The 22,078-nt window shown below is 42.0% G+C and carries 20 protein-coding genes and 1 riboswitch; of the genes, 14 read left to right on the top strand and 6 right to left on the bottom strand.

The window, feature by feature from the left end; genetic code table 11:
- Window positions 1-174: 174 nt before the first annotated feature.
- Complete coding sequence (locus tag JZO70_RS00385) at window positions 175-1,578, top strand: C69 family dipeptidase (RefSeq protein WP_207671542.1); 1,404 nt, start codon at window positions 175-177, stop codon at window positions 1,576-1,578.
- A 59-nt stretch (window positions 1,579-1,637) separates the two neighbouring features.
- Here JZO70_RS00385 and JZO70_RS00380 read toward each other — a convergent pair whose 3' ends face one another.
- A complete protein-coding gene (locus JZO70_RS00380; protein WP_207671541.1) occupies window positions 1,638-2,633 on the bottom strand; it encodes a C45 family autoproteolytic acyltransferase/hydrolase in 996 nt (331 codons plus the stop codon).
- Between the two features lie 168 nt (window positions 2,634-2,801).
- On the opposite strand from JZO70_RS00380, the gene JZO70_RS00375 reads away from it, so the two are divergent.
- Window positions 2,802-3,419, top strand: coding sequence for a TetR family transcriptional regulator (locus tag JZO70_RS00375; RefSeq protein WP_207671570.1), 618 nt, complete (start codon window positions 2,802-2,804; stop codon window positions 3,417-3,419).
- Between the two features lie 79 nt (window positions 3,420-3,498).
- On the opposite strand, the gene JZO70_RS00370 is transcribed toward JZO70_RS00375, so the two are convergent.
- On the bottom strand, window positions 3,499-3,912 hold the full coding sequence (locus tag JZO70_RS00370; protein ID WP_207671540.1) for a GFA family protein: 414 nt from the start codon (window positions 3,910-3,912) through the stop codon (window positions 3,499-3,501).
- Window positions 3,913-4,042: 130 nt separating this feature from the next.
- On the opposite strand from JZO70_RS00370, the gene JZO70_RS00365 reads away from it, so the two are divergent.
- Window positions 4,043-4,690: a TetR/AcrR family transcriptional regulator gene (locus JZO70_RS00365; protein WP_207671539.1), complete on the top strand. Its 648-nt coding sequence runs from the start codon at window positions 4,043-4,045 to the stop codon at window positions 4,688-4,690.
- Window positions 4,687-5,325: a class I SAM-dependent methyltransferase gene (locus JZO70_RS00360; protein ID WP_207671538.1), complete on the top strand. Its 639-nt coding sequence runs from the start codon at window positions 4,687-4,689 to the stop codon at window positions 5,323-5,325. Before JZO70_RS00365 ends, JZO70_RS00360 begins: the two co-directional genes overlap by 4 nt.
- Before the next feature lie 142 nt (window positions 5,326-5,467).
- On the opposite strand, the gene thiD is transcribed toward JZO70_RS00360, so the two are convergent.
- Together thiD and JZO70_RS00350 are read right to left on the bottom strand one after the other, a co-directional pair.
- Window positions 5,468-6,268, bottom strand: a complete 801-nt coding sequence (thiD, locus tag JZO70_RS00355) for a bifunctional hydroxymethylpyrimidine kinase/phosphomethylpyrimidine kinase (protein WP_207671569.1) — start codon at window positions 6,266-6,268, stop codon at window positions 5,468-5,470.
- 65 nt (window positions 6,269-6,333) lie between these two features.
- Window positions 6,334-6,431: riboswitch (TPP riboswitch) on the bottom strand.
- A 75-nt stretch (window positions 6,432-6,506) separates the two neighbouring features.
- Window positions 6,507-7,103, bottom strand: coding sequence for an ATP-dependent Clp protease proteolytic subunit (locus JZO70_RS00350; protein ID WP_207671537.1), 597 nt, complete (start codon window positions 7,101-7,103; stop codon window positions 6,507-6,509).
- A 164-nt stretch (window positions 7,104-7,267) separates the two neighbouring features.
- On the opposite strand from JZO70_RS00350, the gene JZO70_RS00345 reads away from it, so the two are divergent.
- The 5 genes from JZO70_RS00345 (at window position 7,268) to JZO70_RS00325 (ending at window position 10,544) form a co-directional block, all read left to right on the top strand.
- Entirely contained in the window at window positions 7,268-7,738 is a 471-nt protein-coding gene (locus JZO70_RS00345; protein ID WP_207671568.1) for a TspO/MBR family protein, read from the top strand.
- A 71-nt stretch (window positions 7,739-7,809) separates the two neighbouring features.
- Window positions 7,810-8,238 (top strand): helix-turn-helix transcriptional regulator, encoded by a 429-nt coding sequence (locus tag JZO70_RS00340; RefSeq protein WP_207671536.1) that lies wholly within the window; start codon window positions 7,810-7,812, stop codon window positions 8,236-8,238.
- A 3-nt stretch (window positions 8,239-8,241) separates the two neighbouring features.
- Entirely contained in the window at window positions 8,242-8,727 is a 486-nt protein-coding gene (locus tag JZO70_RS00335) for a helix-turn-helix transcriptional regulator (RefSeq protein WP_207671535.1), read from the top strand.
- The gene (locus tag JZO70_RS00330; protein WP_242703689.1) at window positions 8,724-9,338 is read left to right on the top strand and encodes a uracil-DNA glycosylase family protein; all 615 of its coding nucleotides are present in this window, start codon (window positions 8,724-8,726) and stop codon (window positions 9,336-9,338) included. Before JZO70_RS00335 ends, JZO70_RS00330 begins: the two co-directional genes overlap by 4 nt.
- Window positions 9,339-9,725: 387 nt before the next feature.
- On the top strand, window positions 9,726-10,544 hold the full coding sequence (locus JZO70_RS00325; protein WP_207671534.1) for a class F sortase: 819 nt from the start codon (window positions 9,726-9,728) through the stop codon (window positions 10,542-10,544).
- A 100-nt stretch (window positions 10,545-10,644) separates the two neighbouring features.
- Here JZO70_RS00325 and JZO70_RS00320 read toward each other — a convergent pair whose 3' ends face one another.
- Window positions 10,645-12,210 (bottom strand): AcpB/EbpR/MafR family transcriptional regulator, encoded by a 1,566-nt coding sequence (locus JZO70_RS00320; protein ID WP_207671533.1) that lies wholly within the window; start codon window positions 12,208-12,210, stop codon window positions 10,645-10,647.
- Window positions 12,211-12,704: 494 nt separating this feature from the next.
- Window positions 12,705-14,048: an ATP-binding protein gene (locus JZO70_RS00315; protein ID WP_207671532.1), complete on the bottom strand. Its 1,344-nt coding sequence runs from the start codon at window positions 14,046-14,048 to the stop codon at window positions 12,705-12,707.
- Window positions 14,049-14,258: 210 nt separating this feature from the next.
- Between JZO70_RS00315 and JZO70_RS00310 the strand changes: the two genes are divergently transcribed.
- The 5 genes from JZO70_RS00310 (at window position 14,259) to abc-f (ending at window position 21,856) form a co-directional block, all read left to right on the top strand.
- Window positions 14,259-16,463 carry an alpha-galactosidase gene (locus tag JZO70_RS00310; protein WP_207671531.1) on the top strand — a complete coding sequence of 735 codons (2,205 nt, stop codon included), beginning with the start codon at window positions 14,259-14,261 and terminating at the stop codon, window positions 16,461-16,463.
- A gap of 16 nt (window positions 16,464-16,479) precedes the next feature.
- Entirely contained in the window at window positions 16,480-17,685 is a 1,206-nt protein-coding gene (locus JZO70_RS00305) for an MFS transporter (RefSeq protein ID WP_207671530.1), read from the top strand.
- A gap of 97 nt (window positions 17,686-17,782) precedes the next feature.
- The gene (locus JZO70_RS00300) at window positions 17,783-18,808 is read left to right on the top strand and encodes a LacI family DNA-binding transcriptional regulator (RefSeq protein ID WP_207671529.1); all 1,026 of its coding nucleotides are present in this window, start codon (window positions 17,783-17,785) and stop codon (window positions 18,806-18,808) included.
- 162 nt (window positions 18,809-18,970) lie between these two features.
- Window positions 18,971-19,657, top strand: a complete 687-nt coding sequence (locus JZO70_RS00295) for a hydrolase (protein ID WP_207671528.1) — start codon at window positions 18,971-18,973, stop codon at window positions 19,655-19,657.
- 702 nt (window positions 19,658-20,359) lie between these two features.
- A complete protein-coding gene (gene abc-f, locus JZO70_RS00290) occupies window positions 20,360-21,856 on the top strand; it encodes a ribosomal protection-like ABC-F family protein (RefSeq protein WP_207671527.1) in 1,497 nt (498 codons plus the stop codon).
- The last annotated feature ends 222 nt before the right edge of the window (window positions 21,857-22,078 follow it).

Here is a 22,078-nt window from a genome sequence, read left to right as displayed (position 1 = left end):
GCTGTTTTTTGAATTAAGCGTCTTAGATAGGAATGCAACTTCATTTTATCGAAGAAAAAAATTTTTATCAAAATAATTATTTTACAAACAGGTAATATATCACTAAATATCAGGTTGAACTTTAGTTTCTTGGTGCTATAGTAGAGGTAGATGAATAAGGGGAGAGTGTTTCACATGCAAAGAAGAACAGGTTCTTGTACGACTATTTTAGTTGGAAAGGATGCTTCGATTGACGGCTCCACGATTATCGCCCGCAATGACGATGGTCATGAAGCACTAGATCCGCAACGGTTTGTGGTAGTTACGCCGGATAAACAGCCGCGAAACTACCAATCGGTTATCAGTAAAGTTAAGATCGATTTACCTGACAATCCGCTGCGTTACACCTCGATGCCCAATGCAATTTTGACGGATGGAATTTGGCCTGCCGCAGGAATCAACAGTGAAAATGTCGCTATGTCAGCTACTGAAACAATTACTACTAACGCGCGGATTCTTGGGATTGATCCTTATGTTGAGGGCGGTATTGGCGAAGAAGATTTTGTAACTTTGGTCTTGCCTTATATTTATAGCGCTCGTGAAGGGGTAGAACGGCTAGGGGCTTTGCTTGAGGAATTTGGAACTTATGAATCAAATGGAATTGCTTTTTCCGATAAAAAGGAAGTGTGGTGGCTGGAAACTATCGGCGGACATCACTGGGCAGCGATTCGCATTCCGGATGATGCCTATGTAGTAGCGCCGAACCGCATGAATATCGATGACTACAATTTTAATTCTGACGATACCTTGTGTTCTGCAGATCTGCCAGACATGATCGAGGAGCATCAATTGAATCCAGATTTTAATGGGTTTAACTTGCGTCATATCTTTGGCAGCGCAACGATCAAAGATACTGTTTACAATAATCCAAGGGCTTGGTATGGTCAAAAGTATTTCACACCGGATGTGGAAAAAGATCCGATGGACCAAGAGTTGCCGTTTATTTGTTACGCAAATCGTAAAATTTCTGTCGAAGATGTCAAATGGGTGCTGAGTTCTCATTTTGAGAACACGGTTTATGATCCTTACGGCAATGGCACAGAGGATCAAAAAAAATTATTCCGGCCAATCGGAATTAACCGCAATCACAACGTTCATATTCTAGAATTACGCAATCATGTTCCTGATGAGGTAGCCGGTGTTCACTGGCTGGCTTACGGGGCCAATACCTTTAACGCGGTGGTGCCGTTTTATGCGAATGTCAATGATACGCCTGCCAGCTACCGGGATGCAGACGGTACCTTTGATATGACGAAAATGTACTGGTTAAGCTGTACCACGGCTTTGATTGGTGACAGCAACTACAATATGTATGCTGATTTTCGTAATTCCTTTGAACTGGAAGTAATGTCTGCGTTTCGCGGAATCCAAGCCAAGGCTGATTTTGCGGCAATGAACCAGGAAAATCTGCAGGCTTATTTAGAAGAAGTCAACGAAGAACTGGCGAAGGTTTCGCTGGAGAAAGCCACCAAATTACTGGGAAATATGGTGACTTTTGGTTCTAATCATATGAAACTGCGCTACAACTTAAACGACTAATTCTTTGATCAATCAAAAACTGCCTCTTCACAAGATAAACGTGAAGAGGCAGTTTTATTTTAAAAGTAATCCGGTTCTTTCTGGAATTTATTTCGAGCTGGATTACCTGCTGCTCGATAAACATCGGAGGAGCCTAAATCGTAAACACAGGACCAAACAGTATCTCTTCCTAAGTTGCGATTATAATTACTTACTTGCGAGAGTAAATTTTGTGCTAGCTCGACATTCATTTCCGGGGCATGCTTACTTAAACAAATCTGGATCGTGTCATACCTTTCTTCAGCATGCCAAGTATCCTCCGGCAAGCGATTCAACTCCAACATTTCCGGTGTATGAAACATATTAGTAGCGATCAAATAGTCAGTTGATTGACTTAAATACTTTACGATTGTTTTATCAGGACTTAATTCAACCAAAATCCCTTGTTTTTTGGCATCGCCAACGACTAAAGTTCCAGATCCTGCAATCGGTATTTCTTGAATTAGTTGGACCGCCTCGCCTATTGTTTTGCAGCGTTCTAAAATCAGCCGCAGCAGCATGCCAACATTCAGACCAGGTTGAACTCTGCATGGTGCCACTGAAGTGAGGGCTAACGCCAGGCCATGTTCATTAATCCCATCTTCCATTTCGACAAACGCGGTGGTATTGCCGAGGAAATTATAGTGATCATCAGCTTCAAGTTGGTAATAGGTATTCAGGCAAAGGTCCTCCGTGGCCGTCAAAAAGTCGCTATTGCGGCCGAGGATACTGCCCTTTTTATTTCTAACAATAAAGCTGGAGCAATGTGCACCTGGCATTAAGCAGTACATGCCAAATAAAACAGCTTGCAAAGGCCGTTCAAAAATCCCTTGCCCGTCAGCGATTCCCTTAATTTCAGTTAGAATCTCAGGAAAGTACTGCTGGTAAATTGGCAGACATTTTGCCGCAAATTGATTTCGTTCTTGGGAACTCGCAAAAGGGATTAAGTCCAACAATCGGATATTATTTTTCTTTAGCGTGCTGCCCCAGGTGTAGCCGATCGAATAGTGATCGCCGCGAAAGTGCAGATGTTGCATAAGTTGTGCCTCCTAATTTTTATTAGGATGTCGACGTCCTTAACTTCAGTCTAAAGGAATAAAAAATTTGAAGCAACGAAATAATTTGAGAATCGTTTTCATATTTATTGACAAGAAGATCAAGCTTAGACATAATGTAGCTAAAATTCATTTTTACCGGAAAGGAGAATTTTTCTGCATACATCTGATAAGATTTTAGAAGAATCATTAACCTTATTTTCTATTCATGGATTTCAAGGGGTTTCGGTGGAGATGATTGCCAACGCGGTTGGGATCAATGCAGGTTCCATTTATAACCATTATGATAATAAACAAAGTATTTTGGATGCGATTTTTGTGATGATGAAGGAACGCTATTTAGAGCGGGAGCACTACTTGAAGATTCCCAAAAATCCTGAGCAAGTGGACGATTTTTTTCGCCATATCAACCTTTCCCATCTAGACCTCATTAGTGAAGAACTGTTCCTTTTTTATCTGGAAGATGAGATTGAGGTCAGGTTTCGTCACTTGCTAATCATCGAACAATTTCAAAATCCACAGATCGCCCAGCTGCTTTATCAGCGCTATTATGCGGAACCGATTGCTTTTCAAACAAAACTTTTTCAGACGATGATGGACTCGGGGCTGATTAAAGAAGGAAATGCTAAAACAGCAGCCCTGCACTTTTACGCGCCAATGATGTTGCTGCTGACAAGCTATGAGCGGGGAAGTATCACTAAAGAGGAAGCTTTCAATGAAATCAGAGAACATGTGCAGCAATTTCGTGAGTTGTATAGTAAGGAATAAGAGTTAAAGGTACCAATAACAGATAAAAACAGAGTCATCTGCATATTACGCGGATGACTCTGTTTTTCGATGTGGAAATTTATTCCACTTCCTGCCACTGGCTATCTAATTTCTTGGTTTCGTTGGCGAAGTCATAATAGGCTGGTTTTCGATCATAAAAGACCTGAAGTCCAAATTGGGCATCGGCAATGATGTCTGGAAACAGCTGGGCATTGAAACAATAATGATCCCGTTCTAAATGATGCCAGAATAGATAGGTCCCACAAGTTGAGCAGAATGCCCGTTCGACTGCTTCGCTAGATTGATAATAAGTAACGGATTCAGTGTCTAGCTGCAGTTCTACGTTGTCACTTTTTTCCGGATCGACTGCCATGACGGGGCCGGCAGTCATTTTGCGGCACATATCGCAGTGACAGCTGTAAACAAAATTCCCGTAACGTTTGATAATTACCTGATTTTTTCCACATAAACAAGTCCCTTTGATATTCTCCATAGCAAACCTCCATGTTTTTCTATTAGTATATCATGTTTCAAAAAATGAAATATTACAGGTGATATTTCATTTATAGTTGAAATAGGCATATAGATAGTATAGTATTAGTGAGGAGAAGGAGCGATGCTTTATGAAGGAAAATAAGACAGTAATTATTCTAGCTGCATTGGAACTTTTTGGCGAAAAAGGTTTTTCTAAGGTGAGTATCAAGGAAATTGCTAAACTGGCCGAAGTTTCCCAGGTGACGATCTATAATAATTTTGCCAATAAAGAAGAGTTAGTAAAAGAAGTGATTGCGGTATTAATGGAAGATGTTTCCAAAGCGGCTGAGGAGATTTATTCGTCGAATCTATCTTATAAGGAAAAGCTAACTGAAATATTTAGAGCATGTAATAAAGATAAACTGAAATCTATCGATAAATATTTCAGTTCTGAGTCGTTGGCAGATCCAAAACTAGCAGGTTTAATTAACCAGGCGATGAATGATTATAAGGAAAAAATATATGAAGAATTTATCGATTTAGGTTATCAATTAGGAGAATTACCTAAAAGTATTGATAAACGTTCGGTCTTATTTTTGCTGAGGGCGCTAAATTCTAGTGGATTAGCCATTGATTCCGACTTAGCTCATCACAACTTGAGTCAGGATCTCGTCCAGTTGTTTTTATACGGTATTTTTGGTAAAGAAAAAAACACTCTTCAAGAGTTAACTGGAGAGGACGTTCTAAAATTGTTGACCGCTCAAGTCAAAAATGAACTAGAAAAAGGTGAGCAATGACCATACTGATAATCGCGGTTATAACCATCGGTGTTCTGTACTTCATATTTAAGCATTTAATCAGCCAATCGAAAAATCCTCAAGGCATAATCGGTAAGCTGATGATGAAAACCTGGAATAATGCTTACTTTCCTATGGTCAAATGGGCGCTTAACGGCATTCCAGTCAAAGCGAATCTAGACATTTTAGACATTGGGATAGGCAACGGGCTGTCTTCGCAATATTTACTCAATCGTTTTCCAGCTGCGAAATTGCAGGGTATTGATATTTCTGAAGAGGCGATCAAGCAATCACGTAAAAGATTCGTGGATGAATCCGCCAGCTTTCAAGTCCAAAATATCGAAAACACCGATTTTTCTAACGAGAATTTTGATCTTGTTTGTGCTTTTCAAACTCACTTCCACTGGCAAAAGTTGAAAGAATCCTTCGTCGAAATCGAAAGAATTCTCAAACCGGAGGGCAAATTGCTGCTGGCTTGTGAAATGAGTAAGCTGAAAATTTATTTGCCAGATTTAACTGAACAAGCCAATTTCGATCAATTCTTGGCAGAAGCGAATCTCGTAATCGAGAGCACGAATTCGGATGCTGGTTTTATCAGCTACGAAATTCGCAAATTTCCGCCATCATTTCGATAATTCCAGCTACATTTTGTTGGTTGGTCGCTTCAACAAAGCTTCGAATAACTTCACAGCGAACGTTCCATTCATCCCGCAACTTTTTCTTCTATTATAATGAACCCAAAACAGCACGAAAGTTTCCTCTCGTGCTGTGGAGTGACTATTCTTTTAAACCAGATTGATACAAGTCATAAAAATGATTTGTCGGGCCGTGTCCATTCCCTAATGGCAGCGAATGACGAATGGCAGTGGTCACATAATCTTTCGCTTCGGCTACGGCTTGATCCATATCTTTGCCCAAGGCCAGCTGGGAAGCAATAGCCGAAGAGAAGGTACAACCGGTACCGTGAGTATTTTTAGTATCGATTCGTTCGCTGCTGTATTCAGAAAAATCCTTGCCATCATACAACACATCAGTCGCTTTCCCAACTTTATGTCCACCCTTAACTAAAGTCGCAGCTCCGCAAAGTTCGTAAATTTTTACCGCAGCAGCTTTCATATCCTCTAATGACTGAATCGTCAGCCCGCTGATTTTTTCGGCTTCAGGTACGTTCGGGGTAATCAAGCTGGCCAGCGGCAGAACTTCTTCAATCAAAGTATCGATGGAGGTGGGGTCCATCAAGGCGCAGCCGTTTTTGGCATACATCACCGGATCTAGCACGACTTTTTCCGGCTGCCATTTTTTCAAGCTTTCGGCAACCGCCCGCATCGTTTCCACCGTAGAAAGCATCCCAATTTTCACCGCATCGGGTTTGATGTCCTCGAACACGGCGTCAACTTGCTCCTGAATAATTTGCGGGGTCATATCCTGATAAGAAAGCACTCGCACGGTATTTTCAGCCACCACTGAAGTAACTACCGACATACCAAAAACGCCATGGGCCGAAAAGGTTTTCAAATCGGCTTGAATCCCTGCGCCGCCGCTGCAATCAGAGCCGGCGATCGTTAATGCTTTTTTCATCATTAAAAACTCCTCCTTTTTTATACGCAAAAAGGACGTCCTCAAAATTAGAGGACGCCCATCCATTTTATGCTAGACTTGCTTCCCTCCGACGGTGTTAACCAACAGGTTCTAAGGGTCAGGTTTTACCTTCTCAACGCTACGCGTCCCCCCGCAAAAAATATTCAATTCATCGTCAAAGCGACACAAAGTGCAGCTTAATTAAAGAATATACTAAAAAGTTTAGCGAAACAAGTCATTATTTGCCGATTTCATCTGAAGTAGCGATGATTTTGCCGACAATCCCGTAATCTTTGGCTTCATCTACCGACATCCAGAAGTTGCGATCGGTATCTTGTTCGACTTTTTCCACGGTTTGACCAGTTGCATCTGCAATCAATTGATTGATGCGTTTTCTCATGCGGATGATTTCTTTGGCCTCGATTTGAATTTCCGTGGTTTGTCCGCTGACGCCGCCAGCTGGTTGGTGAATCATGTAGCGAGTATTTGGCAGACTGTAGCGATGTTCTTTTTCAGCTGCTAAGAAAATGGTAATCCCAGCACTTGCTACCCAGCCAGTTCCGATCATGTTAACCGTTGGTTTGATAAATTTGATCACATCATGAATGGTGTCACCAGATTCTACGTGGCCGCCAGGGCTGTTGACATAAATGGTAATCGGATCGTCGCTTAAAGCTGACAGCAGCAATAATTGTGACGTAATGTCTTTAGCTAATTCTTGGGTAATTTCTCCATAAATAAGAACCGTCCGTTGATCCAACAGTTTTTTACGGTAAATATCAGGAATTTCATTGGTTTTCTTTTCGTTTTCTTCGGTTTCGTCTAAGTAAAACATGCAGACACCCGCTTTCTTTGATATACCTATAATTATAACACAGGTTATCTAAAAGGCTGCCTCAGACCTCTCAAAACTTAGGAAAATCAAGCTTTGAGCGTATTTATCGCCTGATAAAATAAATCGTGGTAGAGTAAATTCATGGAAGGAGGGAAGAGATTATGATGAACATTTTGAAAGACTTTCGTTTTTGGCTGTGTACAATCGGTGTCACGCTATTAGGTATGCTTTCAGGACTTTCCGCGGGAAATGCCCAAAGCTATTACCAACAATTGGAATTGCCATCATTTGCTCCTCCAGGTTGGTTGTTTGGCCCGGTCTGGACTATTTTATACATCTTGATGGGGATTACTTTCTATCTAATTTGGACACATCCAGTCAGAGAAGAACGCCGTACCATGATTCCATTGTTCGTAGTACAATTTATTTTGAACTTTATCTGGTCGCCGCTATTTTTCGGACTGCAAAGCAACCTGCTTTCAGTGATTGATATTACGGCCCTTTGGATTTTACTAGTCATCCAGCAATTGTACTATCTGCGTCACAAACCAGTAGCCATGTGGCTGATGGGACCTTACTTTTTATGGGTAACCTTCGCTATGGCATTGAACTACGGCATCATCATTTTGAATTAAACGCCTAAAAAGCACAAACCCTGACGGAATCTGTCAGGGTTTTTTGATACAATAAATGTAGGTGATCATTCATGAAAACAAATCGAACCATCCAATTACTATTTTATCTACTAAGACATCGCAAAACCACCGCTGTTCATTTAGCTGAAGAGTTTGGGGTTTCTTTGCGGACGATTTATCGCGACTTGGATCAGTTAAGTCAAGCGGGGATGCCAATATATACTACCATAGGACGAAATGGCGGCGTTTCTTTAATGGAAGATTTTCTGCTGGACCGGACATTTATTACCCAACAAGAACAAACAGAATTGATGATGGCACTGACCAGCTTAGCAGCCACAGGATTTGCGGAAACCAAGTCAGTTCAGGCAAAGCTGGCTAGCTTGCGGAAAGATGAATCGGCTGATCCTTTGTGGGTGAATTTCACTCGCTGGGGAGCGGATCAAACGCAAGCCAATAACGTTTTCAAGCAGTTTAAACAAGCGATCCTAAACAAGTAAGTGTTGAAAATCTACTATATTAATGGCAGGGGAGAAGAAGGTTGGCGCAGCATCGAACCGATGAAATTGGTTTTCCAGCAAAATCAGTGGTATTTATTTGGCTTTTGCCGCAATAAGTCCGATCTGCGGCTGTTTCGGCTGTCTCGTATCCTGCAATTCCAGGCAGTGGACGAGAACTTCGAACGTGTTTCTTCTATAGAAGAGTACTTTTCTCAGGCTAGTGAAAGCTATAGCCAAAAAGTTACCGTGGAACTGACAGCTGATCAAACAGTTAAACATCGATTAGTTGATATTTTTGGAGCCGAAGTCGTCAAACAAATAGGAGAGCTGGTTCGAGTAAGTGTGCAGCTGCCCATCGATGACTGGTTAATTTCATTTTGTTTATCATTAGGTCCGGCGTTAAAAAAAGTGAAGCCTGCGAAGTTGCAGGATCAGGTTGCCGCCGCTCATCAGCAAGCTTACCAACAATTAAGGAGGAATCAAAAATGATGGATCAACTGAAAAACTTTGTCGAAGAACACTACCCGGAGGAAGCTGCCCAACTTTTCGACTATTTTCCTACCCAAGTAATTGATCCACAGAAAATCAAAGCAGTCATGATCAGTGAGGTAGTAGCGGATCATCCGCTGGAGGATTTTTACAGTTTAGCGGATAAACCGGAGTATTTACAATCGACTTTGGCAATTTTTCAGCAAGCTGGAGCTAAGGTACAAACCGTTGATGACATATTAGACTTAGGAATCTATATTACCAATGCTGTGAAGCTGCCTAAAACAACCAGCACGATTCCTAATGAAACCATCGAACATTTCCTGCCATTGTTAAAAGCTGAACTGGACTTGTTTCCCAATGTAGAAGTGATCATGCTGATGGGTGATGTTGCTCGTAAGGCATTCAATAAGATTGCTAAGGAAGCTACTAAAAGGAATGCACTGCCCAGCGGTTCGACTTACAAGCTCCGACATCAAGAATGGTATTATCAGGGAATTCGTATTTTGCCAGCCTACATTCTAACGGGCAAAAACTTAAAGATCGAAAAATCGAAAAGTACGATGTCAGCAGAGGAAATAGCCAAAATGCTGCGAGTCATCAATGCTTAATCAAGCCGGCCATGTAAGCCAAATAAAGCTTACATGGCCGGTTTTGATCTTTAAAAGAACAAACGTTATTTTTCGCAAGCGGATCAGAATAGCTGCTTTAAATTCACTGATTTAAAAAAACACAAGAGATTCGACTTGGATCGAAAGATTTTTATAAAAAAACAAGTATCTGGAAATTGATTAAAAATAATAAATGCTCGATCACTTTTTTCTGTTCTAACTAAAATTATGCAAGAGAATTAAAAATGTTGTTAAATCAATCATAATTAACTTATTCGGTCGTTTTAAGCGTTATTGATGGAACAGCAATTTTCACAAAAACAGCAATACCCCTTATGATTAAAGCACAAGGAAGAAGACCTTGCAAACTAATAGGAGGGGTATAAAATGACCATCCAAAAAATTATAGCCGTTATCGCGGCGATCACGTCACTGACTTTGTTCGGAAATCTGGTTATGTTACCAGAAGTGTTTACAGATACTGCAGCTCAAACAAGCACTTCATCGACAGCTGCCAAGACAGAACAGTCTGAAAAAGCAGAGGAAACAACTCTTTCATCTGAAATTACAGAAACTAAAGAAGCAACAGCATCATCTGATGAAAATGAAGCAGCTGAGGAAGCTGCGCCAAGTAATGAAGCTCCCGAAGCAACTACACCGGAAAGTGCAGAAGTAGTTAACAGCCAAGTAACTGAGCCAATTGTTGAAGAACCTGCGCCCGCACCAGTAGTAGAAGAAACGGTTGTCGAAGCGCCAGCAGTAGTAGAAGAAACACCCGCACCAGCACCGGTTTCCCAGTGGCAACCGAACATGCTGCAAATTGCCGGCTCTTTCATTCCTTACAGCAATGCTGGACAAGGATCAGGACAAGCCGTTATTGATGCCAATCACGGAGTGGCCGCAACTTGGGGTGGCGCACCGGTACAATCCGGAAATGACGGAATGAACAGCCATATTATCGGTCACAACCCTGGAGCCTTTAACGTATTATTCTCATTAGGTATCGGTTCAGTGATTGAAGTATCGGATGCATCCGGTCAGGTCACAGCCTACACAGTCCAAAATATTGTAACAGTAGACGATAGTGCCTACGGATTAGATGGCGCCGATTACTGGGATCAAGTTACTGGTACAGGCGGTGGCGAACGCATTACCTTGCAAACTTGTATTAATGATGACCTAAATCTAATTGTCTTTGCCGCATAATAAAAACGCGAAAACCACTTTGTAAAAAAGAAGCGGGTTTCGCGCTTTTTTGCCTATTAAGGATAGCACGAGGTATTCAAAACTAAAAAGCTTTTCTGATTTAATTCGACACCTTTTGGGCAGGCATGTAAGGATAAGAGTAAATTTGTTTTGCCCGTCTTAAATAGGAATACCCGATGTCGCGAATAAAGTCTAAGGACGACTTTTGCTGGATCTGAGAAATATAGTCCTCTAACGTGTCGCAATCAGAGGCCGAGATGAAATTATTTACGATCAAACAGTTATCCTTTTGATAGCTGTCAATTGGATTGTTGCTAATGACCAGGTCATAGTCGTTTAGGATTTCAAAATCCTCTGGACCGGAAAATAGCACCGTGGATTCAAAAACATCCAGCTTCAGCTTGTCGCCATATTGAGCGTACAAGAAGTCCCGCATCATTTCCGCATGCTTTTTGCCTAAATTGCTGACTAAAATCACTGAAACCTGCTTGCGCATCTTCTCCAATTGGATCGGCAACTGCGTCCATTCCTTCATTAAAAGAGCCATTATGTCGTACAAGCGCACATTAATCCATAAGGTAGGATTGCGTTTGTCTATATCTTCCAGGTACAAAGTCACCAACGTGGAAAATACCGGGTACATATGATGAACCTCGTGGGCAAACTTCCGCTGCTTATCGTACAGAATAATTCGCTTGAAGGGATAAAAATTATACTGGACATACCAGGACATCATTTGCTGAGTGATCTTATTGCGATCTTCCTCCAGCAGCGGAAACTCTACCGCTCGTGTTAACTTATCTAGAAAATTGTTGACCTTTTTGTGGATCCGAATGACCTGCTGTTCGTTGTCCCAGCTGTAAAACTCGTGAAAAACCGTGCGAGCAACTTCTTTGTACCATTTTCTAGGGAGGGAATAGGGACTGCCATCTAGCAAATCAGCTACAATTTCTTCGCTGTATTCAATCACCTTGTCAATCGTGTCATCACTTTCCTGGTAAAGCTGGTCTGATAAAGTGAATCCCTGGTTCATGCGAATCAAGGTGACCATCAGTAAAAAAGAGGCATTCTGAATTTCGCGATCATCCAAGGAAACATCAAAATCTGTGGAGGCTCGCATGACGTAGCAGAAGGTCCCCCGCTGATCAATGTCAAAAGGCCAATCATTGATCCCATAGGCTTCGGTATAGTATTGTTGATAGAAAAAGCGAACCCAGCGTTCATCGGGTGCAGTGATTCGAAAAGGTCCCCGCTCTAAGACCAATCCCCGTTTTTCCAGAAAAGCTTCAACCGCATTCACCATACGGTAAAAAGAAGCTTCACTCATAAACAATTCATTGATCCAATAATCGGCATCTTCGTTGGGGGTGTGGAGCAGCTTTTCAATAAATTGAAATTCGTCACACTCCTGAAAGATGGTACTGTAGACATTGGCCATTTTGTTAGAAGCTAAATTGTTTAAACGAACCCCTTGGAACTTGGAATATTCAACGTAGACATACTCGCCCCAAAATTCATTTATGTAATCAATATCGCTCAGTAAGGTCTTTGCCGAGCAGTTCAAAAAACTTGTCACATCTTTTGTTGGACACCAGGTGGAAAAATTGTCCAAAAATTCCAATAAGGTAATCTTGCGATAAATCGCTGTACTTAATAAGGCTTTCACGGGCTTCTCCTTTCTTTAAAGGCGAGAGTACTCATTCATATTTTACCTTTTTTTAATCTAAATTTCATCAAAAATTCGCAAAAAATATGAGAAAAAGCCGGACATTCACTAAAATCGAAAGTTGCGACAAAAATAAGTATATTCCGATGATAAAGACGGTGTTAAGAACAATAATGTAATTCTTTTGCTATCCTTTATTAAACAATTTTAGCTATAAAATGCTCGTTTGACAAGTATTTTAAAGTGAAGCTGCTCTCAATAAGACAAATTAGTGAGCAATCAAGAAAAAAGTGAGGAGATATCGTTGTGAATTTGTAAATTTAAAGGAATTGTTTTGATAAGTTGAGGAAAAGTACATTTTTTAAGGATAGATAGCCAGTTTCTTGACAGACCATTTTTAGCCGCAAGTTTCTCATAAAAAGCAACGGTCCAAACAGCCGACAAAAAAACCGAGGGACCTCCCTCGGTTTTACCTATATAATAGAAGGAAAAAGTTATCCTCGCGTTTTTTTCTGTTTAATTCTTAACTCCTCTAACTCACAAAGCGGCTGATAAAGCTCCTTATAAATAGGTTCCAAATTCCCAGTAACCTCCCGCAACACACTTAACCGTGCATCATGCCTATCGGGCTCAGCACAATAAAATTTAGTGTCTAATTTGGCAGAAAAAATATCCAAAGCCTCAATAAAGTAGGGGCTATGGGAAGTAACCAAAATTTTTAGGGAGTACGCCTCAGCCAATAGGACGATCAATTCTGCGAACTTGATTTGCCATTGAGGATGCAGATGCGTCTCTGGTTCATCAAAAATCAAATACTCACAGCTGGCCAATAGACCATTTTGCAGTAAAATTTGCAGCATAGCAAAAGGCTTCATCCCAGAAGACATCGCGCTGAAGGGGATGCCGTTAGGGAATTCCTTGCTAAAGTAATAATAGCCCGCTTGTTTGTGAACCAGTTCGCCGACAAGCACTTCAGATAGAAAGTTTGCAATCCGTTCACCTCGAACCTGACGAGAGACCTCTCCTTTTTTCATCTGTTCGATCAGCCTCAGGCGATAGTTTGACTCGTTGGCTTGCTTCATTTGTTCTGAAGGGGCACCGCCGTATGTCCGACGTTCGCTGGTATCAGGCAAAGCATCCAATAAAAAAGGATCATCTAAGTAAATTGCTTTTTTGTATTTTTTTGTCAAATCAGTCGTGCAGCCCGCTGTGTCCAAGTGATTGTTCTTGAAGCTCAGCTGAACGAGATCACCATTGTCTTCCTTAAGGGTAACCCTGGCTGATTTAGTCAGCGAAAACTTAGAAATCAGCGATGCTGGAAATTCTAGGTTCAACAGACGCTCAAGCAGCTTAGCAAAAACAGCATGATCAGCAATCGGCTGTTTCTGCAGCTCGCTAATATTTTCCACCATTTTAGCAATTGTTTTACGATTAGGAAAGTAGGGTTTTAAAGTCATTTCCTGCTGGATATTGTTCAACAATACGTCAATCTCTTCAGTCAGATAAGCATCTTGCAGCAAAGCTTCCTCTTGTGCCGAATCCTCTTTCCGCTTTTGCTGATAAAGGGCTGACTGCAAATCTTTATACAGCAGCTTCACTTCTGAAGCCCGTTTGCCGTCCACCCAGCGGTTCAAATTCTCCAATTCTTCCAGAATCGACGTGTATTTTAAAGCGAATAAGTAATTATTTTGATATAAATCAATCGCCGCGTAAATGGCGTGGATTAGCTTGCCAAACGTACTTTTTCCAGAGTTGTTTTGGCCGGTAATCACAGTAATATCATTTATTTCAACGGTTGCCCGTTTAATTTTGGCAATGTGGTTGATTTCTAATAGCATCGGCTCACCCCTTTATTTCTCTTTGCTTCTTTAAGTATACACTAAAAGCAGCCTATAAAAATGGGAATTATGGGGTGAAACTCAATAAAATTGCAGGATAAAAAACTTTTTTTACAAAAATGCTTGACTTATATGTTTAGTAAACACTATAACGTAAACAAGTAGAAGAAAACGGTTTAGTGTTTACTAGACTTATAGGAGGAAATTAAAGTGAGCAAATCATTAATTACTGTCGAAAAAGAAACCGGAGTATTCCATTTACACAACAATGAAATCTCTTACATCCTGCAAGTGGAAGATGAAAATGTTTTGAGCCATATTTATTTTGGAAAACGAATCAGCCGCTACAGCAACCACAAACAATACCTGCGCCGTGATCGCGGCTTTTCTGGCAATGTTCCCGGACAAGCGTTGAGAGAGTATTCCAAAGATACCTTGCCACAGGAATTTTCCAGTCATGGATCGATGGATTACCGCATTCCAGCTTCCATCATCAAACGGGAAAACGGCTCAAATCTGCATGATTTTCGTTATGATTCGTATCAAGTGGTTGCAGGAAAACCAGCCTTAGAAGGACTTCCGGCAGCCTACATTGAAGCTGAGGACGAAGCCAGCACCTTGATCGTAACCTTGAAGGATCGGGATCAAGCGATTTATTTGGATTTACTGTATACCATCTATCGCGATCGTGGGGTGGTTGCTCGTTCAACGAAGGTGCGAAACGAAACCGGCGGGAAAATTTCGATCGAAAAAATTGCTTCGATGCAGCTGGACTTAACCAATTCAGGCCGCTTCACGGATGTTTTATCCTTACCAGGTGCCCACGTAAGAGAAAGGCATGTCGCTCGTGAAACCTTAACGAATGGCACGAAGGTCTTTGAAAGCCGCCGCGGCGCCTCAAGTCATCACATGAACAGCTTTGTCGCATTAATGGGACAGGATGCCAACGAATTCAGCGGCGAGGTGATGGGGATGCAATTTGTTTACTCCGGCAATCATCGCTTTGAAATTGAAAAAGATCAAATTGATCAATTACGGGTGTTAGTCGGGATTAATCCTTACAATTTTTCTTGGGAATTGACGCAAGGGGAAGCTTTCCAAACGCCAGAAGTATTACTAGTTTATTCTGATCAAGGCTTGAACAAAATGAGCGATACGTATCATTGTTTGTTGAGAGAACGGGTCGCTCGCGGCGAACATCGGGATCAAGAGCGTCCGATCTTAGTGAACAACTGGGAAGCGACTTATTTTGACTTCACTAGTAAAAAAATCGAACAGATTGTCGATGAAGCTGCTGACCTGGGAATCGAAATGTTTGTCTTAGATGACGGCTGGTTCGGCGCTCGAACATCCGACAACTCCTCTTTAGGGGATTGGTTTGAATTTGAAGGGAAATTGGCTAATGGTTTAAAGGGCATCGCTGATTATGTTCACGGCAAAGGCTTAAAGTTCGGATTGTGGTTTGAGCCGGAAATGATTTCGATAGATTCCAAGCTTTACCAGGAACATCCGGATTATTTGATGCAAGAACCAGGTCGAACGCCATCTTCTTCTCGTGATCAGCATTTACTAGATATGGGACGCAAAGAAGTGCGGGAAAATATTCAGCAGCAAATCGAAAGCATTTTAGACAGTGTGCCGATTGACTACATTAAATGGGATATGAATCGCAGCATGTCTGACGCTTATTCCATCGCCTTGGCACCAGAAAATCAAGGGGAGACAGCCCATCGTTACATGTTGGGTGTGTACGAATTACTGGAAAACTTAACTACCAAATACAGCAATATTTTATGGGAAGGCTGCTCAGGTGGCGGCGGGCGCTTTGACGCGGGTTTCTTACATTATATGCCGCAATCTTGGGCTAGCGATAACACGGATGCCGTGGAACGTTTGAAAATTCAGTACGGCACAAGTATTGCCTATCCCATTTCCAACAGTACCGCCCATGTTTCAGCGGTGCCAAATCACCAAACAGGGCGGGTAACCTCGTTGAAGACTCGGGGAGATGTGGCAATGTGCGGCGTGTTCGGCTACGAGTTGGACTTAACCTTGTTAAGTGAAGAAGAAAAAGTGGAGATCAAGGAACAAATTACTTTCTATCAAGCGGTTCGGCCATTAGTACAATTCGGTACTTTTATCCGCCTGGCAAGTCCTTTTGAAGGCAATACCGCCGCTTGGATGTTTGTCGATGAAGCAAAATCTGAAGCGATGGTATTTATCACCCGCGTATTAGGTGAAGCTCAGCCGTTGTTCCATGAAGTTCGCTTGGCAGGATTAGAGCCGGAAACCATTTATACCGATATGGAAACTGGCGAAACCTATGCCGGCGATGAACTTATGAACCTAGGCGTATACTTCCCAGATTTCTACGGCGATTTCCAAACGAAGCTGATCCATTTGAAGAAACAATAAAAGGAGACTAACTAAAATGAAAAAGAATTCGATCCTTACCCCCTTAGCGATTTTGTCCATTTCACTGCTGCTGACGAGTGCTACTGCGATTAACGGGGCGTTGCCGCAAATGCGTCAAAGCCTGGGAATGACCACCACTCAAGGCGAGTTGGTAGCTACCGTTCCGGCACTGGCGGTTGTCTTGTTCGTTGTTCTGTCCAGCTTTATTGCCCAAAAAATTGGCGTGAAAAAAACCATCCAACTAGGTTTGATCCTAGTTGGTATCGGTGGAGCAGCGCCATTAGTGCTAACGAATTATCCGATTATTTTAGTCAGCCGCTTTTTGTTGGGGGCCGGATTTGGCCTATTCAACTCCTTGGCCGTTTCAGTTATTAATCTGCTATATCGCGAAGTGCCCAACAAACGGGCCACTTTATTAGGCTACCGCGGAGCTGCTGAAAATATCGGTAGTGCAGCCATGACTTTATTAGCCGGTGCGTTATTGGCATTTGGTTGGAAATTCTCCTTTGGTGTATACTTGCTGGCTTTTCCCATTTTAGTTCTGTTCACCATTGCAGTACCGGAAATTCAAGCCACGCAGGAAGAAAGTAACGATCAGTCGTCCGACACTAGAGCCTACGTTCGTCCACAGGTATACTTATTAGCAATTTTTGCTTCATTCTTAGTAATGACCTTCATGGCGATCGGTGTTCGTTTCCCGGCTATGGTAGTCACCATGCGAGGAGCGGACTACAATGCCTCCAACTTTTTAGCGGTAATGCCGATTATCGGAATCGCAACCGGAGCTGCCTTTGGTCATGTCAATCGTTTGTTAGGCAGAAAATGCTTATACCTTGGTTTAGCTTTGTTAGCCCTAGCAACTCTATTGATTGGTCGTTCGGAAAATAACTTTAACTTGCTCTTGGTGGGCTACTTTATCAGCGGCATTCCAGGCAGCTTGATTTTCCCATTCATCTACAACTCGCTAAACAATTACGCTTCCGCCAGCAAGATGAATTTTGCTACATCAGTTATTTTGATCGGCTGTAATTTAGGGAATTTTATTGCACCATTCGGCTTAAGTTTATTACAAACCTTAGGCGGCTCAGACAGCCTATTCGTACCGTTCCAATTGTTATTTGCCATTATTGCGATTATGCTGGCGGCAATTGTGGTGAATCAAACCAACTTTTTTCGCAAAAAAGCCTTAAAAACAACCCAAACCTCTTCAACGAATAACTGACCTTTGACAACTTGTGGTCGCTGTATTATTGTTAAATAGAAGAGTTCGTTAGTGTTTATGTAAAAATGATATCATTAGTTTTAAGGAAGAGGGTACTATGGTAGGAATTCGCGATGTTGCACGGCGGGCGAATGTCAGCCCCGGCACCGTTTCCCGCTTGCTGAATAATGATAAGACGTTGTCGGTCTCAGACGCCACCAGAGAACGAATTTATCAGGCAGTGGAAGCGCTTGACTATGACATTAATAAACGCAAGTATCAGAAAAAGAAATTACCTTCAATCGGTGTCATTTCAACCATTAGCCGCCAAAGCGAATTAGATGACCCTTACTTCAATCAGCTGCGAACAGGGATCGAAGAAGAGGCTCGTAAGCTGCACCTAGGCTTAAATCGCGTGTACAATTTATCTGAAAATCCGCGAGAGTGGAAGGATTTCGATCATCTGGGAGCAGTAATTGTCGTCGGCACTGTCAAAGAAAAATCCTTGCAGGAACTGATGAAGCAAAATAAAAACATCGTTGTGGTGGACAATCCCGATATCACCCAGGAAGTGGATCTAGTCTACGCTGATTTCAAACGCATGACGCAACGAATCTTATCACTGTTTCTAGAAGCTGGGCATCGTCGAATCGCCTATATCGGCGGCTACAATATTGATGTCGATGAACAGGGGAACAAAGAATTTAACGAAAACGAAAAACGACTGCGCACTTATAAGCAGTTTATGCAGGAGCATGGGTTAGAAGCCGAGGTTTGCTACAAGGTAGGGCAATGGGAGCCGTTGGAAGGCAAACGCATGGCTGACGAGTTGTTAGCGGAATGTGATTCGTTTCCTACAGCGATTTTAGTCGGCAGTGATCCGTTATCAGTAGGAGTTTATCGCTCGCTACAGTCTGCTGGCAAAGAAATCGGTAAGGATGTAGTGATTGCCAGCTTTGATGATATTGAAATTTCTGAATTTTTAACGCCGAACTTAACTACCGTAAAAATTAATGCCCAATCCATTGGACGAGCTGCTGTTCGCTTAGCCAATGAACGGATTGAAGGAATCCGTCAGGAGCATGTCGTGATGACCTTTCCTTCCAAGCTGATGGTGCGGGAAAGCTTTATTCCAAAGTCGTAGTCTTTTGATCAATCTTTACCATAAAAAGACAACGACTTACTAATCTTCGGGTAAAATGAGGGAAGAAACCGACGCATTCATTGCGCTGTTGACCAGTCTTGGTTTGGCTGGTCGTTTTTTGCCCTTTTGTACTATCAATTCATTAGAATGGGGGAACTTTCAATGGAAAAAAATGAAAAGAACACCGATATTTATGTCCCAGAGTTATATTCGGAACTTAGACAAAGTATTATCAAGCTGCCGAAAGTGATTGAAAAGTCCACCGGTATCCAAATTTACGGTAAGTTGATCAAGAGCATTATTTATTCAATGGATGTGGCAGTGATTGCCAATAATGACGCGGATGCTATTTTAGCTGTTTATCCTTGGACACCCAATACGCGAATTTTGTCAGCAATTTCGACAGTTGCGCAGGTCCCGATCTTAGCCGGAATTGGTGGAGGATTGACTTCTGGCGTACGTTCTTCCCGTTTAGGGACGTTTGCGGAGGAGCACGGTGCTTTTGGCGTGGTTTTAAATGGTCCGTGTGACTTGGAAACTATTCAAACGGTTAATGAAAATGTCGATATTCCAATTATTTACACGGTAGTAAATGATAAACGGAATCTGCAGGAGCTGATTGACAACGGGGTGGACATATTCAACGTCGCTGGAGGACAAGAAACAACCAATCTCGTGCGCTGGATCAGAGAAAAGTTCCCAGAATTCCCGATTATGGCTTCTGGTGGGCGAACCGATGAACAGATTCTGGCAACCATTGAAGCAGGAGCGAATGCAATTACTTATACAACCTATGGTAAAACAGAAGAATACTTCCAAGAAAAGATGGAAGAATACCGCAAAATGTAAAACAGAAATTATTGAAAAAAGGCAGCTGGTTAGCAGATCAGGTGCCTTTTTTTGCTGATTAAAAAATCCTAAGGGCAAAGTATATAAGCATCGATTAATTATTCGATATTCGTTTTTATATAATTTTCAGCAGAGATGAATAAAGAGTCTTTTAAAAGTCGTCGAGCTTTATCAACAGCATTTGTCTGGTTTCATCTAAAGAGTATTCTCTATCGAAGCAAAAAAATGTGCAATATTTATTTCGTAAAGCGTTATCTAAAACATGGATATTCAGTAATGAAAGATAACGGATTTTAGTGCGAGTGATCAAAAACTATTAAAAGACGTTTAAAGGTTTTTTTCGGGGTGGCTCTTCTCCTCCGTTAGTTACCCACTTCAACTTTCAGTTCAATAAACACTTTGACCTGCAATCGTTTTCTTGCTATAGTTAAAGGACAGAAAGCGAGGGGACCCACATGCGAACATTCACCAACTAAGTAGAAGCTGCATTCAGACTGTACCATGGATTGACCAAGGGAGCAGTGTGCAGATTTTCGAACAATTGGTGAAATAGTGAGGAATCCTTAACGAAAATGACCAAGAACGTGTTTATTTGTCTTGGGAAATTTTGTCTTAATAGGAATCAACTCAACCACCAGTTGTCGAAAATAACTGGCGGTTTTTTGGCTTCTGGGAAGAAGTCACTGCGAGGTGCTATCCATTATGACAAATATTACTATTAATCACCTGACTTTTGGCTACGATCAGCTAGGCACAAATTTATTTGATGATGCCCAGCTGCTCATTGATGCTCAGTGGAAGCTGGGACTCATCGGCCGTAATGGACGAGGGAAGACGACTTTGCTGAAGCTGTTGCAAGGTCAATTGCCTTATCAAGGAAGGATTCTGCATGATTTGCCATTCGTGTATTTTCCTTATCAAATTATTGATCCAACTCAATTGACTTATGATGCGTTGCAGGAACAAGGGGATCAGGAACTTTGGCAGCTGGAACGGGAGCTGAATTTATTAGACTGTAATCCGGATATTTTGTGGCGTCCCTTTAATACCTTATCTGGTGGGGAACAGACGAAGGTACTACTGGCTTGCTTGTTTACTGATGAAGGGAACTTTCCATTAATAGATGAACCTACCAATCATCTAGACATTTCAGGGCGCCAACAGGTTGCTAAATATTTGCAGAAAAAGAAGCAGGGCTATATTTTAGTCAGCCATGATCGTAATTTCTTAGATGAGACGGTGGATCACATTCTGGCGATTGAAAAAAGCCAGCTGGTTTTGTATCAAGGCAACTTTTCTACTTATGAGGAGCAGAAGGCACGACAAGATGCCTTTGAACAGGCGCAGAATCTTAAGCTGAAAAAGGAAATTAATCGACTCCAGCAAACGGCCCGTGAAAAGGCGGCCTGGTCAGCGTCACGGGAAACCGACAAGCTCAATAAATCGAAAGGCTTCATCGACACTGAATATCGTCGTGTCAGCCCAGGAGCTATTGGGGCGGATGCGGCTAGAATGATGAAACGCTCGAAAGCCATTTTGCAGCGGGTGGAAGGCCAAATTACTGAGAAGGAACAATTGCTGAAAAATATCGAAACCATCGATGGCTTGACGATGCGTTTTGAACCCAGTCATCATCAGCGGGTTATTCGAGTAGAAAATTTGAGTTTAGCTTATGATGACCACGTTCTTTTCAAAGACATCGGATTTGAACTGAAGCGCGGTGAGTGTCTGACGGTTACAGGAAAGAATGGCAGCGGAAAAAGCGCACTGGTTCAAACTTTACTGGGAACTTTTTCTGGAACAGCCAAAGGAGAAATTTTTCTGCCCCAGGGACTCAAGATCAGTTATGTGCGTCAGCGTTACGAAGACAATCAAGGAACGCTGCAAGACTTTGCTTTACAGGAGGGCCTGGATTATCCGATGTTTCTCAGCAATCTGCATAAGCTGGGGATGGAGCGCAACGTGTTTGAGAATCGGATTGAGGACATGAGCATGGGTCAGCGTAAAAAGGTGGAATTAGCCAAATCCTTGTCACAGCCGGCTAATCTATATTTTTGGGATGAACCATTAAACTATTTGGATGTCTTTAATCAGCAGCAAATCATCCAACTGCTTCAAAAAGTACGTCCGACCATGCTGGTGATCGAACACGATCAGCATTTTGTTGAGGCAGTGAGCACGAAGCAGCTGTCGCTTTAGAATCAAATAGTAGTCTTAGCGGAAGTCATCTTGATCGATGACTTCTTTTTTGCTGCGTTAAGGGTTAGTCATACGTATCTATGTGATAAAAAGTTACTACGAATGTTCGAAACTCCTATTTTCCTACCATTTCATGACAGATGCTTTTTCATTTTGGTGCAAAAGAACCGCCTTTACAGCAACGAATGTCATTAAACCTCACATTACATTACCGCGGATACT

Origin of the sequence: Candidatus Enterococcus moelleringii (assembly GCF_017377575.1) — a bacterium.
GTDB classification, from domain to species: Bacteria; Bacillota; Bacilli; order Lactobacillales; family Enterococcaceae; genus Enterococcus_A; species Enterococcus_A moelleringii.
The sequence above is the reverse complement of the archived record's forward strand: the minus strand, read 5'-3'. Positions and strand labels throughout refer to the sequence as shown.